This is a genomic window from Jannaschia sp. L-14R (assembly GCF_056857695.1).
Genome location: NZ_JBSXNP010000007.1, coordinates 156,695 through 168,929, shown reverse-complemented (window position 1 = coordinate 168,929; position 12,235 = coordinate 156,695). Strand labels below are relative to the sequence as shown.

Genomic DNA, 12,235 nt, shown 5'->3' with positions numbered 1-12,235 from the left:
CGGATCGTTTGTCGACCGCTGAGAATTGCCGAATCCCTATCAGATGAAAAAGCGTTTGTGTAGCTGGATCACTTCTTGGGCGGATTGCCGCGCGTATAATCGTTGAGCCATCTTTCGCCGAGCAACAGTCTTGGTGCGCTTTCGACGTCGGCGGGTCTTTCCCTCGACCTGTTCGATGCGTTGACTGTCACGACGGCGGGTGTCGAAGCCTGTGGGGCCGTCCCGCCATCGTCTTCATGACGGCCTGCCGCCCTGTCCGGTGGCTGACCATCCAGATGTACGATGTCGATGGATGCGCCAGCCCCAGAGCGTGCCGCAAGCAGGCTGGTTGGCGGCCTGTCTGGTCCGGGCTGACCGCGACCGCCGTCCTTCGCCGCCTGCCTCGCTGCACCCGGCCCTGTACCTCGCGGCGCGGCCCCTTCGGCTTCGGTCGACGGATGGTCGTCGGATATTGCGTTGATCCCGTTCAAAGCCGACCCATCATCGCCGTGATCATTGCGCGATTTGCCTGCGCTTGTTGTCACACTGCTCTCGCCGGTTTGGGGATCGTGTTCAGACCCCACCGTTATCGCTGCGGGATCTGGTGCCTCCCATGGGGCGACATCCGACCAGTTGCAGGCTGCGCTGAGTGTCGGCAATGTCTCGGTCAGACCGGTCAGCGGAAATCGCATCTCGCTGGTCAGGCCATCGGCATCCGTGAAGCGAAGATACAGATTGTCGGCGCGGGTCAGGTCTTCGATGAGGGTGCGGGCGGGGCGATACTGCCAGTGCCCGAATGCCTCGCCGTGACTGTCGACCTCCATATAGGCGGTGGTGGTGGCGGCATTATCCAGACGCTGCTCCACCTGCCATCCATCGGGGTCGCCGGGCGGTGTGGCACAATCGTGGGCGATATAGACCGCTGTCCTGTCCTGCAGGCAACGCAGCATCAATGTCGCCCTGCGCCGTGGTCCGCAGGGCAATGGCCGATCGCTTGAAACGGACAGGAACACATTGGTCAGATTATCGAAATCCGACACTTCGGATCGCAAAGTCCACCCACTGGTGTCGAATGTGTCCCCGTCTGGGGCTGCCGTCGTTTGCACCGTGGTTGGCGGAGGGCCGTCCGACATTGTCTCCGGGGTCGCGACCGGGGTAACGGGCGGGGTGCCGACGGGCAGGGTCGAGGGCATGGTATTCCGCGGCACCGCGCCGTCGCCGCCCCCGCCCGAGATCGAATATCCCAGCGATGCCCCTGACAGCGTGGCAACGAGATAGGCGGCGGCGCGGAAGGGAAGGGGCATGGCAGTCGACTCGCTGTTTTGCGGGACCCTGCCAGATTGCCCTTAAAAAACCCTTAGGACCGAGCGCCGCCGTCGAGCGATCCTTCCTCTGCACATCCGTGAATTCTGCATCGGACGTCCGCCGGGCAAGCGTTGCACGGGTGGCGGCGGACGTCATGGGACCAGATCCGTTATTTCGGCAGGCAAGCGGCGCGGACGACCGGACAGGTCCATGCAGACAATGGTCACAGTCGCGCGGAACAGGGGCCTGCCATCGCGCATCACCGTCTGCTTCATCACGAAGCGCGCCGCAGTAACGTCGCCCATCGTGGTTTCGACCTGAAGCGTATCGTCATAGCGCGCGGGCCTCAGATAATCCGCTTCGATCCGCGAAACGGCAAAAACCAGCCCCGCGGACCGCATCGCGTCCTGATCCACCCCTGCGGAGCGGACCATTTCGGAGCGGGCGCGTTCTATGAACTTCAGATAATTGGCATAATAGACGATGCCGGCCAGATCGACATCCTCGTAATAGACGCGGATCGGCCAGACATGCCTCGGATCAATGGCTGTCATTGCACCCGTCCTGTGCGGGCGAAGAGGCGCAGCGCATGGCTTGGGTCCTGCGCCATCGCAGGCAGAACGGGGTCATAGGCAGCTCGCATAAGGTCGGCGACATCGGGGCGCAGCACGGCGCGACCCTCCAGCAGGGCGAGGGGGGAGGCGTCGGTAAACGCTTTATCAGACCACAGCAAAAGCGCCTGCACCATCTGGTTCAATGCCAAGGTGTCGGCGGGTACCTGCGCCAGCTCGTCGTCCATGCGCAGGAAGGCGAAGCAGGCCTTGATCGCGCCGCTCTCGTCGAAGCGAAAGATGCGATACTGGTTGGCCTCTGCGGCCTGAAGGCGGTCGGTCAGTGCGCCCAGATCCGGGATCAGGCGGTCCAGGTTGGGCGTCACGGGCAATTCGGCCCAGTCGCGCACGAAGAAGACCATCAGGTTGACGCCAAGCTCCGGGTCGGTCTCGGCCATCTTGTGGCCGGTCAGCACGCACAATGCCTCGATCGCGCCTTTCAGAATGGCGACGGTTTCGTCGGTGACACCGAAGACGACCGGCACGATGGGTCGACCCCAGCGGGCGAACAGGAACTGGCCGTCGCCACGGGTGAATAGCGTTTCAATGGCGTCGGGCGACAGGGGTTCGATCTGTGGCATATTCTGTGTCATGGGCACGGAAATGCCATGACGGATGCGCGGTGGCCAGAGGGCGGGGCGCGCAATGCCTTGACGGCTGCCCCAGCCACCCCGCAAGGACACCTGAACCCGACGAGGAGCCGCAAGAATGTCTGACATCACCCCCGCCAGCTGGACCGCGCTGACCACCCTCAGGACCAAGGCGCAGGCCGAAGGGCTGGGCGACGCACTGGAAGAAACGCTGGAGCCCGACGGCGTCGGCGTCTTCGAGATGGAGGACGGCTCCGGGTTGTGGGAGGTCGGAGCCTATTTCGCGGATGCTCCCGATGACACCGGGCTGGCCTTGCTGGCGGCGGCCTTCGGGGCGAAACCTTTCGTCATCTCAGAAGTGCCGCCGACGGACTGGGTCGCTCACGTCAAGCGCGATCTGCACCCGGTCGAAGCAGGGCGCTTCTTCGTCTATGGCAGTCACGATGCCGACCGCATTCCAGATGGCCGCGTCGCCCTGCTGATCGAGGCGGCGATGGCCTTCGGCACCGGCCACCATGGCACGACGCAGGGCTGCCTTCTGGCGTTCGAGACGCTGCTGGCCGACGGCCTGGCGCCGGGACCGACAGCGGATATCGGGGCGGGTACGGCGGTTCTGGCGATGGCGGCGGCGAAGGTCTGGCCGGACGCAGCCGTTATTGCGTCGGATATCGACATGGTCGCGGTCGAAGTGGCGCAGGCCAATGTCGACGTGAACGACCTGACGGCGCGGGTCGAATGCGTTGAGGCCGCCGGGTTCGATCATCCGCGATTGGCGGCGCAGGCCCCTTATGGTCTGATTTTCGCCAATATCCTGAAAGGCCCACTGATCGACATGGCCCCCGATCTGGCCGCCCACGCGGCGAGGGGCGGCTACGCGATACTTTCAGGCCTGTTGAATCCACAGGGTGACGAGGTCGTGGCGGCCTATGATGCTGTCGGGTTCGATATGGTCCGCCGCGTCGAAGTCGGCGACTGGACAACACTGAGCCTGCGGCGGCGTTGATCCCGATGGAACGGGAGCCATGCCTGATGAAGCTGTCTCTATAAATCCACCAAGGCAAAACGGGCCGTCCCGATGGACGGCCCATTGGCAAATCGTAACGGTAATGCGGTCACAGATTAGCGACGGCGGGACCAGGACGCGATGTTGGCACGTTCCAGGCCGATATCGTTAAGTTCGCGGTCGGTCAGACCGTTCAGCATCTTTACAGTCACGCGGCGATCGTTCCACGAAATGAAACGTCCCAACATGGCAGTGAACATGCCTGTGGCGGGGGCTGGACGGGCGGGGGTAAAGACGTCGAAGGTGGCCATGATTTATCCTAGTTCGGAATGAGGCTGCAAAGAGGGGGTGCAGCCCTTTTGGCTGCTTCGGATCAGGCGCAGATAGGGTGGGTTCTCAAACTGCACAAATATCAAGCGGGAATGTCCGCTATGTGCTTTTTGCATAGCAGTATGAGAACCTCGGAAATAGTTGCTGCGCCGCGGCAAGTTTACACGGGGTGACCACGGCAATCCTAGTGATGCCGTTCCGCGAATGTCCGTGCTGGTCCTGTGGGCTGGCCTATGCTAGCAAAGGATCAAAGCAAGAACATCAGACGAGGCACGGGGTTGGGCAGATGCGCGTGATGGGAATCGATCCGGGTCTGCGGGCCTGCGGCTGGGGCGTCATCGATGTCGATGGGCCGCGCATTCGTCATGTTGCGAACGGGACCTGTCGCCCGACTGGCACGGCAATGGATGTCCGCCTGCTGTCATTGCATGCTTTGCTGACCGAGGTTCTGTTGAGATACGCGCCCGATGCGGCTGCGGTCGAACAGACGTTCGTGAACGCGGGCGGGCAAAGCACGCTCAAGCTTGGGCAGGCGCGGGGGATCGCCGTTCTGGTCCCGGCACAGGCCGGAATCGATGTCGGTGAATATGCCCCCAATACGGTCAAGAAAACCGTTGTGGGCGTTGGTCACGCCGACAAATCGCAGATCCTGCACATGGTTTTGATGCAATTGCCGGGGTGCGCCCCGGATTCGGCGGATGCAGCGGATGCGCTGGCAATTGCACTGTGCCATTCCGTGCATTTGCAGACCCGCGGACGGCTGGCGGCGGCAGTGGCCCGCGGCGCGGAGACATCCGCGTGATCGGGCGGCTGACCGGGCGGCTTGACCACAAGGCAAGCGATCACGTTCTGTTGGACGTAAACGGCGTTGGGTATATCGTTCAATGCTCGGACCGTACAATCGCCGCACTGCCACCTGTGCGGACGCCGGTTTCGCTCTGGACCGAGTTACTGGTGCGCGAAGACCTGATGCAGCTTTTCGGATTCCTGACGGTGCAGGAGCGGGAGTGGCACCGCCTTCTCACAAGCGTTCAGGGGATCGGAGCCAAGGGATCACTGGCTATTCTTGGCACGTTGGGTGCCGACGGTGTGGCCCGTGCGATTGCCCTGGGCGATGCGAATGCGGTCAGGGCCGCGCCGGGCGTCGGCCCGAAAATCGCGCAGCGCGTCGTGCTGGAGCTGAAGGGCAAGGCCCCGGCCATGATGCTGATGGAGGGTGGTTCGGCCCCTGACTTGGAAGGGGTGGCGGACGGACCTTTGGTCGACTCGACCGCAGTCGCGCCAAAGGTCGACGCCAGCGCCCAGTCCGAAGCGCTGTCGGCCCTGTCAAACCTGGGCTATGCCCCGGTCGATGCCGCCCGCGCCGTGGCCGAAGCGGCGAGCGCGGGCGGCGACACACCCGACCTGATCCGCGCAGCGCTCAAGCTGCTGGCCCCGAGGGATTGATGCTGGCGTTTCGCGAGATTCTGGAGCGCGTAAAAATCGCGCCGCAGGATGCGAATCTCATGCTGCTGTATCGGAGGCTGGGATGCAGGTTCGTTGCGTGCTTTATAAAAGCTGCGCAGGAAAACCTCTCGATCCTTGAACGCGTCTCGCCCGCCATGTCCATTGAAGACATCACGACACCGCAACAAGGCTGGATGAGACATTTGCACGCCAGAACGGATGGGTTGAACCGATGATGGACCGTGACCCGCTGCTGGATGCTTCGATCCCCGATGACGTGCCGGACGACCGGGCGTTGCGTCCACAGGTGCTGGATGAATTCATCGGGCAGGCTGAGGCGCGGGCAAACCTGCGGATCTTCATCGAAAGCGCACGCAGACGGGTGCAGGCCATGGATCACGTGCTGTTTCATGGCCCTCCGGGGTTGGGCAAGACGACGCTGGCGCAGATCATGGCACGCGAGTTGGGCGTGGGGTTTCGGATGACCTCGGGGCCGGTGCTGGCCAAGGCCGGTGATCTGGCCGCGATCCTGACCAACCTGGAGCCACGCGACGTTCTGTTCATCGACGAAATCCACCGCCTGAACCCCGCAGTCGAGGAAGTCCTTTACCCCGCGCTGGAGGATTTCGCGCTGGACCTGGTGATCGGCGAAGGTCCGGCGGCGCGCACCGTGCGCATCGACCTGCAACCGTTCACATTGGTGGGCGCGACGACGCGGCTGGGGCTTCTGACAACGCCGTTGCGCGACCGGTTTGGCATTCCGACGCGACTGGAATTTTATACCATCCCCGAGTTGCACCAGATCGTCACCCGTGGTGCGCGACTGATGGGGGCACCTGCGACCGATGACGGCGCGCAGGAAATCGCCCGACGGGCCCGTGGCACACCGCGGATCGCCGGTCGCTTGTTGCGACGGGTGGTGGATTTCGCGGTGGTCGAGGGCGACGGGACAGTTACCTCCGCCATCGCTGACCGGGCTTTGACACGTTTGGGTGTGGACCACCTGGGCCTCGACTCCGCTGACAGAAGGTATCTGAGACTGCTGGCGGAAAATTACGGCGGCGGCCCGGTGGGGGTTGAAACGATGGCTGCCGGGCTTTCGGAAAGCCGCGATGCCCTGGAAGAGGTGATCGAGCCATACCTGCTGCAACAAGGGCTGCTTGCGCGAACGCCGCGCGGACGGATTCTGGCGCAGAAGGGCTGGACGCACTTGGGACTGGACGTTCCTGAACGGGACGATCTTTTCGGATGAAGCTAAGGTCCGTTGCCGACCTTAATGCTTCGGGAAAAGAAAAATGCGCACAGGCGGATGTGTATCCGACGATCTTTCAACCCGTCGATACCGCCATTAGGTTCGTCATGACCCCGCGATAAGGCTGTATTCATGATCAAGCTCGATATTCTTTCAGACCCGATCTGTCCCTGGTGCCATATCGGCAAGGCGAACCTGTTCCGGGCGCTGCAGAAGCATCCAGACCATCCTTTCGTTCTGGAATGGCATCCGTTTCAGTTGAATCCGGACATGCCTGAAGGGGGCAGGGACCGGCGCGCCTACCTCGAGGAGAAGTTCGGTGGCAAGGAAGGCGCGATGCGCGCCTATGCCCCCGTCGTCGAAGCGGCGGAGGCGGCGGGTCTCACAATTGATTTCGAGGCCATCAAGGTCACGCCGAACACGCTGGATGCTCATCGGCTGATCCATTGGGCAGGGCTTGAGGAAAAACAGACGCACGTGGTGCAGGCCTTGTTCGAAGCGTATTTCGAGCAGGGCCGCGACATTGGCGATATAGCTACTCTGATTGATATCGGTGTGGGCTGCGGCATGGAGCGCGAGATGCTGGGCCGTCTGTTCGCATCGGACGCGGACCGCGAGGATATTCGCGCCCGCGATGCCCACGCCCGTGAACGGGGTGTCAGCGGCGTGCCGACGTTCGTGATCGCCAATCAGCATGTGCTGCGCGGGGCGCAGCCGCCCGAATTATGGGGGCAGGTCATCGAGGAAATTCTGGAGGAGGTGAATAAACAGGCCGGATCGGACGCGACTGCTACGTGAGAATTCCGTGACCGCCCGCCCGGAAGCCCCGCCGCCGCAACCGTCCCGTCTGAAACCACGCACAGAGCGCGCACTGTCAATGCCGGAGTTCGTGGCGCTGATGGCTATGCTGTCCGCTACGATCGCGTTTTCCATCGATGCCATGCTGCCCGCCTTGCCGGAAATCGGCCGTGAGCTTTCGCCCGGTGCGCCCAATGCCGCTCAGTTGGTGATCGTCGCCTTCGTGTTCGGCATGGGGCTTGGCACATTGTTCGCCGGGCCGCTGTCGGATGCGCTGGGGCGCAAATGGGTGATGATCGGCGGTGCGGTCGTCTACTCCATCGCCGCCGCACTCGCCACCATCGCGCCCAGTCTGGAAATGCTGCTGGCCGTGCGCGTGTTGCAGGGGCTGGGGGCATCCGGTCCAAGGGTCGCGGCACAGGCGATGGTGCGCGACCTTTATGCCGGCCGGGGGATGGCGCGTGTCGCCAGTTTCATAATGATGACCTTCACTCTTGTGCCCGCCATTGCGCCGCTGATCGGCGCGTTCATCATCGCGGGCTTCGGCTGGCGCGGGGTATTCTGGGCCTTCGTCGTGTTCGCGACCATCTCGGGTCTCTGGCTGCTGATCCGTCAGCCCGAAACCCTGCCTGTCGGTTTGCGCCGTCCCCTGCGGATCGCGCAGCTGCGCGCGGCAGTGGTCGAGGTCTTTGTCCATCGTAACGTTCGCCGGGCGATCATCATGCAGACGCTGGTGTTCGGCATCCTGTTTGCCACCATCATCAGCATACAGCCGATCTATGAATTCACTTTCGGTCGGGCTGATACGTTCCCGATCTGGTTCGGTCTGGTCGCCCTTCTGTCCGGAGGGGCGTCCTTTCTGAACGCATCGCTCGTCGGACGGTTGGGCATGCCGTATCTGGTAAGGCTTGCGCTGGCGTCGCATCTGGTGCTGTCGCTCGTGCTGGCCGCCGGGTGGGCCACGGGACTGACGCCCGAGGGCTGGCGCTTCGGCTTGTTCGTGGTCTGGCAGGTTGGCGTTTTCGCCATGGCGGGGCTGACCATCGGCAATCTGAACGCCATCGCGATGCAGCCGATGGGACATATCGCGGGGATGGCGTCGTCGGTGATTTCAGCCGTTTCCACCATTGTCGCCGTTTTCGTGGCCGCACCCATCGGGCTGGCGTTCAATGGCACGCCGGTGCCTCTGATGCTGGGGGTCGCTGTCTGCGCTGCGCTTGGTCTGTTGTTGGCGCGCAGGTTGCGGGAGCTATAGGGGGGGCCCCGGCGGTGCGCTCCGCCACAGTCCGCCACAGTCAGCCAGTGTCCGAAAGCCAAGAAAACTGAAGGCCCGACCAGAACCACGCTCGCGTTTTGACCAGAAGCATGTCCTCCGACTCACGGTCAGCAATAAAGGTCAATCCGTTCGCTGCTTGGCCGCCCCCGCGTGCACCGCCAGATCGCGGGCGATGGAGAATGCGCCCTTGATGCGGTCCGCCTCGGACGGAAACTCCGAGATGACGACCAGCTTGTCGCCCTTGATTCTGGCGGCGCCGTTTCTTGCCTTGATGAAATCAACCAGACCTTCGGGCCGCGCAAAGCGGTTGCCGTGAAATTCGACCGTTGCACCCCTGGCCCCGACGTTCAGCTTCTCGACACCCGCAGCCTTGCACATAGATTTGATGCGCACGATCCGCAGCAGGACATTCACTTCGCGGGGCAGAGGACCGAAACGGTCGATGAGTTCGGCGGCAAAGCCTTCCAGTTCGACTTTCCGATCCAGACCCGACAGGCGACGATAGAGACCCAGACGGGTATCCAGGTCGGTGACGTAGTCTTCGGGGATCAGGACCGGAACACCCAGATTGATCTGGGGTGACCAATCGTCGGACAGCGCATCGGGCAGGTCGGCCTTGCCGGATTTCAGCTTCTCGATCGTCTCCTCCAGCATGGATTGGTACAGCTCGAAGCCGACTTCGCGCATGTGGCCGGACTGTTCTTCGCCAATGATGTTGCCACCGCCGCGCAGGTCCAGATCCTGGCTTGCAATGTTGAACCCGGCACCGAGCGCGTCGATAGACCCAAGCACCTTCAGGCGTCGCTCGGCCTGCGGCGTCAGCTTGGCGCGCGGTTTGGTGGTCAGGAACGCATAGGCGCGCGTCTTGGAGCGACCCACGCGCCCCCTGATCTGATAAAGCTGCGACAGGCCAAACATGTCGGCGCGCCAGATGATCATGGTATTGGCGGTCGGGATGTCGATGCCGCTCTCGATGATCGTCGTCGACAGCAGGACATCGTATTTGCCGTCGTAAAAGGCGTTCATCCGCTCGTCCAGATCTCCTGCCGCAAGCTGTCCGTGGGCAATCACATAGGTCAGTTCCGGCAGCTGTTCGCGCAGGAACGCTTCCATGTCCGGCAGGTCGGTGATGCGGGGGACGACCATGAAGGATTGCCCGCCGCGATAATGTTCGCGCAGCAATGCTTCGCGGGTCTGGACGGTGTCGAATTCGGACACATAGGTACGGATGGCAAGACGGTCTATCGGCGGAGTGCCGATGATCGACAGATCGCGCACGCCGGTCAGCGACATCTGCAACGTGCGTGGAATCGGCGTGGCGGACAGAGTCAGAACGTGAATATCGGACCGCATTTCCTTGAGGCGTTCCTTGTGGGTGACGCCGAAATGCTGCTCCTCGTCGATAATCAACAGGCCAAGCTCGGCGAATTTCACCTGCTTTGCCAGCAGGGCGTGGGTGCCAATGACGATGTCGACGGTTCCATCCGTCAGACCGGCGCGGGTCGCGTTGGCATCCTTGGTGGTCACGAACCGCGACAGCTGCCGCACCTTGATCGGCAGTCCGCGAAACCGGTCCTGAAACGACTTGGCGTGTTGCCGTGCCAGCAGGGTCGTCGGTGCGATGACGGCCACCTGCTTGCCGGCGGTGACCGCGATGAAGGCAGCGCGCATCGCCACCTCGGTCTTGCCAAAACCCACATCGCCGACAACAAGCCGGTCCATCGGACGGCCCGAGGCAAGGTCTTCGGCCACGTCCTCGATGGCCTGCAACTGATCGTCGGTTTCCTCGTAGGGAAAGCGGGCGGCGAAGGTTTCCCACATGTCGCGGGGTGCCTCCAGAATGGGCGCCTTGCGCAGGGCACGTTCCGCCGCGATCCGCATCAGGCGTTCGGCGATCTGGCGGATGCGTTCTTTCAGTCGGGCCTTGCGGGCCTGCCATGCGCCGCCGCCCAACTTGTCGAGAAGACCTTCTTCCTGCCCGTATCGGGACAGCAGTTCAATATTCTCGACCGGCAGGAACAGGCGGTCGCCGCCCGCGTATTCCAGCGCCAGACATTCATGCGGCGCGCCCGCCGCCGTGACCGTCTCCAGCCCGATGAACCGTCCGACACCATGATCGACGTGAACGACCAGATCGCCCATTGACAGGGCCTGCGCCTCGGTCAGGAAGTTCTCGGCACGGCGTTTCTTTTTTTTGCCGCGGATCAGGCGTTCGCCCAGCACGTCCTGTTCTGAAATCACCGTCAGCCTGTCCTTGCCGACAGGCCCCTCCCAGCCCCGATCCAGCGCCCAGATCGCCAGCCCGACTTCGCCCTTGGCAACGTCTTCCAGTCGCTTGACGGCACGGGTACCGGTGACGCCCTGATCTTCAAGCAATCCTTGCAGACGCTCGCGCGCGCCGCCGGAATAGGATGCGATCACAACGCCGCCATCGGCCCGTTTGGCGGCGATGTGGTCGGCAAGCGCGCCGAACAGGCTCACATCCTCCAGCTGCCGTTCGGGCGCGAAGCTGCGACCGATCCGCCCACCCGCGTCGATGACACCCGGGCCGGGGGCAGCGGGTAGAGGGTTCAGATGCAGCGTGCGGTGGGAGGCCAGTGCGACATCGAGGTCTTCGGGGCGCAAATACAAGGTCTCGGGCCGGGCGGGTTTATATACGCTGTCGACGCGCCCCTTGGCCTGCATCGCCTCGCGCCGATTATCATACATATCGGCGATCTGAATCCATCGGTCGGCGTGATGCGCGGGCGTGGCGTCGTCCAGCACAAAGGTCGCGTCGGGCAGATAATCGGGCAAAGTCTCCAGCGTTTCGTGGAAGAACGGCAGCCAGTGTTCCGCGCCCTGTGGTTTCTTGCCAGCGCTGACCGCTTCGTAGAGCGGGTCGTCAGTGCCCGCCGCCCCGAACTCGATGCGATAGGTCTGACGGAATCGGGTGATCGCCGGACCGTCCAGGATGACTTCGGAAACCGGCGCAAGTTCGATCATCTTCAATTGATCGGTCGTGCGCTGCGTCACCGGATCGAAGCGGCGCAGCCCGTCCAGCGTGTCGCCGAACAGGTCCAGACGCACTGGCGCAGGCTGACCCGGGGGCCAGATGTCGATGATACCGCCGCGCGGCGACCAGTCGCCCGGCTCAACCACGGTGGGGGTCTGGGTAAAGCCCATGCGGACAAGGAACAGGCGCAAGGCATCCTCGTCGATGCGCTGGTTCAGACGGGCGGCAAAGCCCGCACCTTTCAGTGTCGCGCGCGCAGGCATACGCTGCGTCAGCGCAGACAGCGTCGTCAGCAGGATGAATTCGCCGGTGAACCCATGCGCCAGCGCCGTCAGCGTCGCCATGCGCGTGGCGCTGATTTCGGCAGCGGGACTAAGCCGGTCATAGGGCAGGCAGTCCCATGCAGGAAAGCGCAACACGGTGACGCCCGATTGGTGCGCACGGATTGCAGCGGCCATTGCCTCGGCCCGTTTGTCGTCGCGGGCGACATGAACGACAGGTTTGCCGCTTTCCAGTTCGCGCAACAAAACGCGGGCGTCGAAACCCTCGGGCGCGCCGCCGACGCGGATATGGCCTTGCGGCAAAGGAGAGAAGGCGGTGTCGGGCATCCGCGTCAGGTAACGGCGCCGGCGCGGGTGTCAACCATGCGC

General features: G+C 63.1%; 12 protein-coding genes. 7 read left to right on the top strand and 5 right to left on the bottom strand.

From position 1 onward, the window contains the following. Positions 1–68 precede the first annotated feature (68 nt). The 3 genes from AC13C2_RS02495 to AC13C2_RS02485 form a co-directional block, all read right to left on the bottom strand. Positions 69–1,283, bottom strand: coding sequence for a hypothetical protein (locus AC13C2_RS02495; protein ID WP_482885846.1), 1,215 nt, complete (start codon positions 1,281–1,283; stop codon positions 69–71). A gap of 153 nt (positions 1,284–1,436) precedes the next feature. Then, on the bottom strand, positions 1,437–1,838 hold the full coding sequence (ybgC, locus tag AC13C2_RS02490) for a tol-pal system-associated acyl-CoA thioesterase (RefSeq protein ID WP_482885844.1): 402 nt from the start codon (positions 1,836–1,838) through the stop codon (positions 1,437–1,439). Next, positions 1,835–2,488 carry a hypothetical protein gene (locus AC13C2_RS02485; protein ID WP_175495797.1) on the bottom strand — a complete coding sequence of 218 codons (654 nt, stop codon included), beginning with the start codon at positions 2,486–2,488 and terminating at the stop codon, positions 1,835–1,837. Before AC13C2_RS02485 ends, ybgC begins: the two co-directional genes overlap by 4 nt. 115 nt (positions 2,489–2,603) lie before the next feature. Between AC13C2_RS02485 and AC13C2_RS02480 the strand changes: the two genes are divergently transcribed. Further along, the gene (locus tag AC13C2_RS02480) at positions 2,604–3,488 is read left to right on the top strand and encodes a 50S ribosomal protein L11 methyltransferase (protein ID WP_482885842.1); all 885 of its coding nucleotides are present in this window, start codon (positions 2,604–2,606) and stop codon (positions 3,486–3,488) included. Between the two features lie 116 nt (positions 3,489–3,604). Here the strand turns inward: AC13C2_RS02480 and AC13C2_RS02475 are convergent, their stop codons facing one another. After that, positions 3,605–3,799: a DUF1127 domain-containing protein gene (locus tag AC13C2_RS02475; RefSeq protein WP_092760706.1), complete on the bottom strand. Its 195-nt coding sequence runs from the start codon at positions 3,797–3,799 to the stop codon at positions 3,605–3,607. Positions 3,800–4,104: 305 nt separating this feature from the next. On the opposite strand from AC13C2_RS02475, the gene ruvC reads away from it, so the two are divergent. The 6 genes from ruvC to AC13C2_RS02445 all read left to right on the top strand — a co-directional run bounded on the left by ruvC (position 4,105) and on the right by AC13C2_RS02445 (position 8,569). Then, positions 4,105–4,620: a crossover junction endodeoxyribonuclease RuvC gene (ruvC, locus tag AC13C2_RS02470; protein WP_482885840.1), complete on the top strand. Its 516-nt coding sequence runs from the start codon at positions 4,105–4,107 to the stop codon at positions 4,618–4,620. Further along, a complete protein-coding gene (gene ruvA, locus AC13C2_RS02465; protein WP_092760710.1) occupies positions 4,617–5,264 on the top strand; it encodes a Holliday junction branch migration protein RuvA in 648 nt (215 codons plus the stop codon). The genes ruvC and ruvA overlap by 4 nt, the downstream gene beginning before the upstream one ends. After that, positions 5,264–5,500, top strand: coding sequence for a GIY-YIG nuclease family protein (locus tag AC13C2_RS02460; RefSeq protein WP_092760712.1), 237 nt, complete (start codon positions 5,264–5,266; stop codon positions 5,498–5,500). Before ruvA ends, AC13C2_RS02460 begins: the two co-directional genes overlap by 1 nt. Beyond that, positions 5,497–6,516 carry a Holliday junction branch migration DNA helicase RuvB gene (gene ruvB, locus AC13C2_RS02455; RefSeq protein WP_339646631.1) on the top strand — a complete coding sequence of 340 codons (1,020 nt, stop codon included), beginning with the start codon at positions 5,497–5,499 and terminating at the stop codon, positions 6,514–6,516. Before AC13C2_RS02460 ends, ruvB begins: the two co-directional genes overlap by 4 nt. Before the next feature lie 132 nt (positions 6,517–6,648). Further along, positions 6,649–7,314: a DsbA family oxidoreductase gene (locus tag AC13C2_RS02450; protein WP_482885837.1), complete on the top strand. Its 666-nt coding sequence runs from the start codon at positions 6,649–6,651 to the stop codon at positions 7,312–7,314. Positions 7,315–7,393: 79 nt separating this feature from the next. Beyond that, a complete protein-coding gene (locus AC13C2_RS02445; protein ID WP_092760718.1) occupies positions 7,394–8,569 on the top strand; it encodes an MFS transporter in 1,176 nt (391 codons plus the stop codon). Positions 8,570–8,710: 141 nt separating this feature from the next. Here AC13C2_RS02445 and mfd read toward each other — a convergent pair whose 3' ends face one another. After that, complete coding sequence (mfd, locus tag AC13C2_RS02440; RefSeq protein ID WP_482885835.1) at positions 8,711–12,193, bottom strand: transcription-repair coupling factor; 3,483 nt, start codon at positions 12,191–12,193, stop codon at positions 8,711–8,713. Positions 12,194–12,235 lie beyond the last annotated feature (42 nt).

Bases quoted from the DNA above. Each gene is read 5' to 3' on its own strand.
- AC13C2_RS02495 (WP_482885846.1), bottom strand. From the start codon at position 1,283: ATGCCCCTTCCCTTCCGCGCCGCCGCCTATCTCGTTGCCACGCTGTCA.
- ybgC (WP_482885844.1), bottom strand. From the start codon at position 1,838: ATGACAGCCATTGATCCGAGGCATGTCTGGCCGATCCGCGTCTATTAC.
- AC13C2_RS02485 (WP_175495797.1), bottom strand. From the start codon at position 2,488: ATGACACAGAATATGCCACAGATCGAACCCCTGTCGCCCGACGCCATT.
- AC13C2_RS02480 (WP_482885842.1), top strand. From the start codon at position 2,604: ATGTCTGACATCACCCCCGCCAGCTGGACCGCGCTGACCACCCTCAGG.
- AC13C2_RS02475 (WP_092760706.1), bottom strand. From the start codon at position 3,799: ATGGCCACCTTCGACGTCTTTACCCCCGCCCGTCCAGCCCCCGCCACA.
- ruvC (WP_482885840.1), top strand. From the start codon at position 4,105: ATGCGCGTGATGGGAATCGATCCGGGTCTGCGGGCCTGCGGCTGGGGC.
- AC13C2_RS02460 (WP_092760712.1), top strand. From the start codon at position 5,264: ATGCTGGCGTTTCGCGAGATTCTGGAGCGCGTAAAAATCGCGCCGCAG.
- ruvB (WP_339646631.1), top strand. From the start codon at position 5,497: ATGATGGACCGTGACCCGCTGCTGGATGCTTCGATCCCCGATGACGTG.
- AC13C2_RS02450 (WP_482885837.1), top strand. From the start codon at position 6,649: ATGATCAAGCTCGATATTCTTTCAGACCCGATCTGTCCCTGGTGCCAT.
- AC13C2_RS02445 (WP_092760718.1), top strand. From the start codon at position 7,394: ATGCCGGAGTTCGTGGCGCTGATGGCTATGCTGTCCGCTACGATCGCG.
- mfd (WP_482885835.1), bottom strand. From the start codon at position 12,193: ATGCCCGACACCGCCTTCTCTCCTTTGCCGCAAGGCCATATCCGCGTC.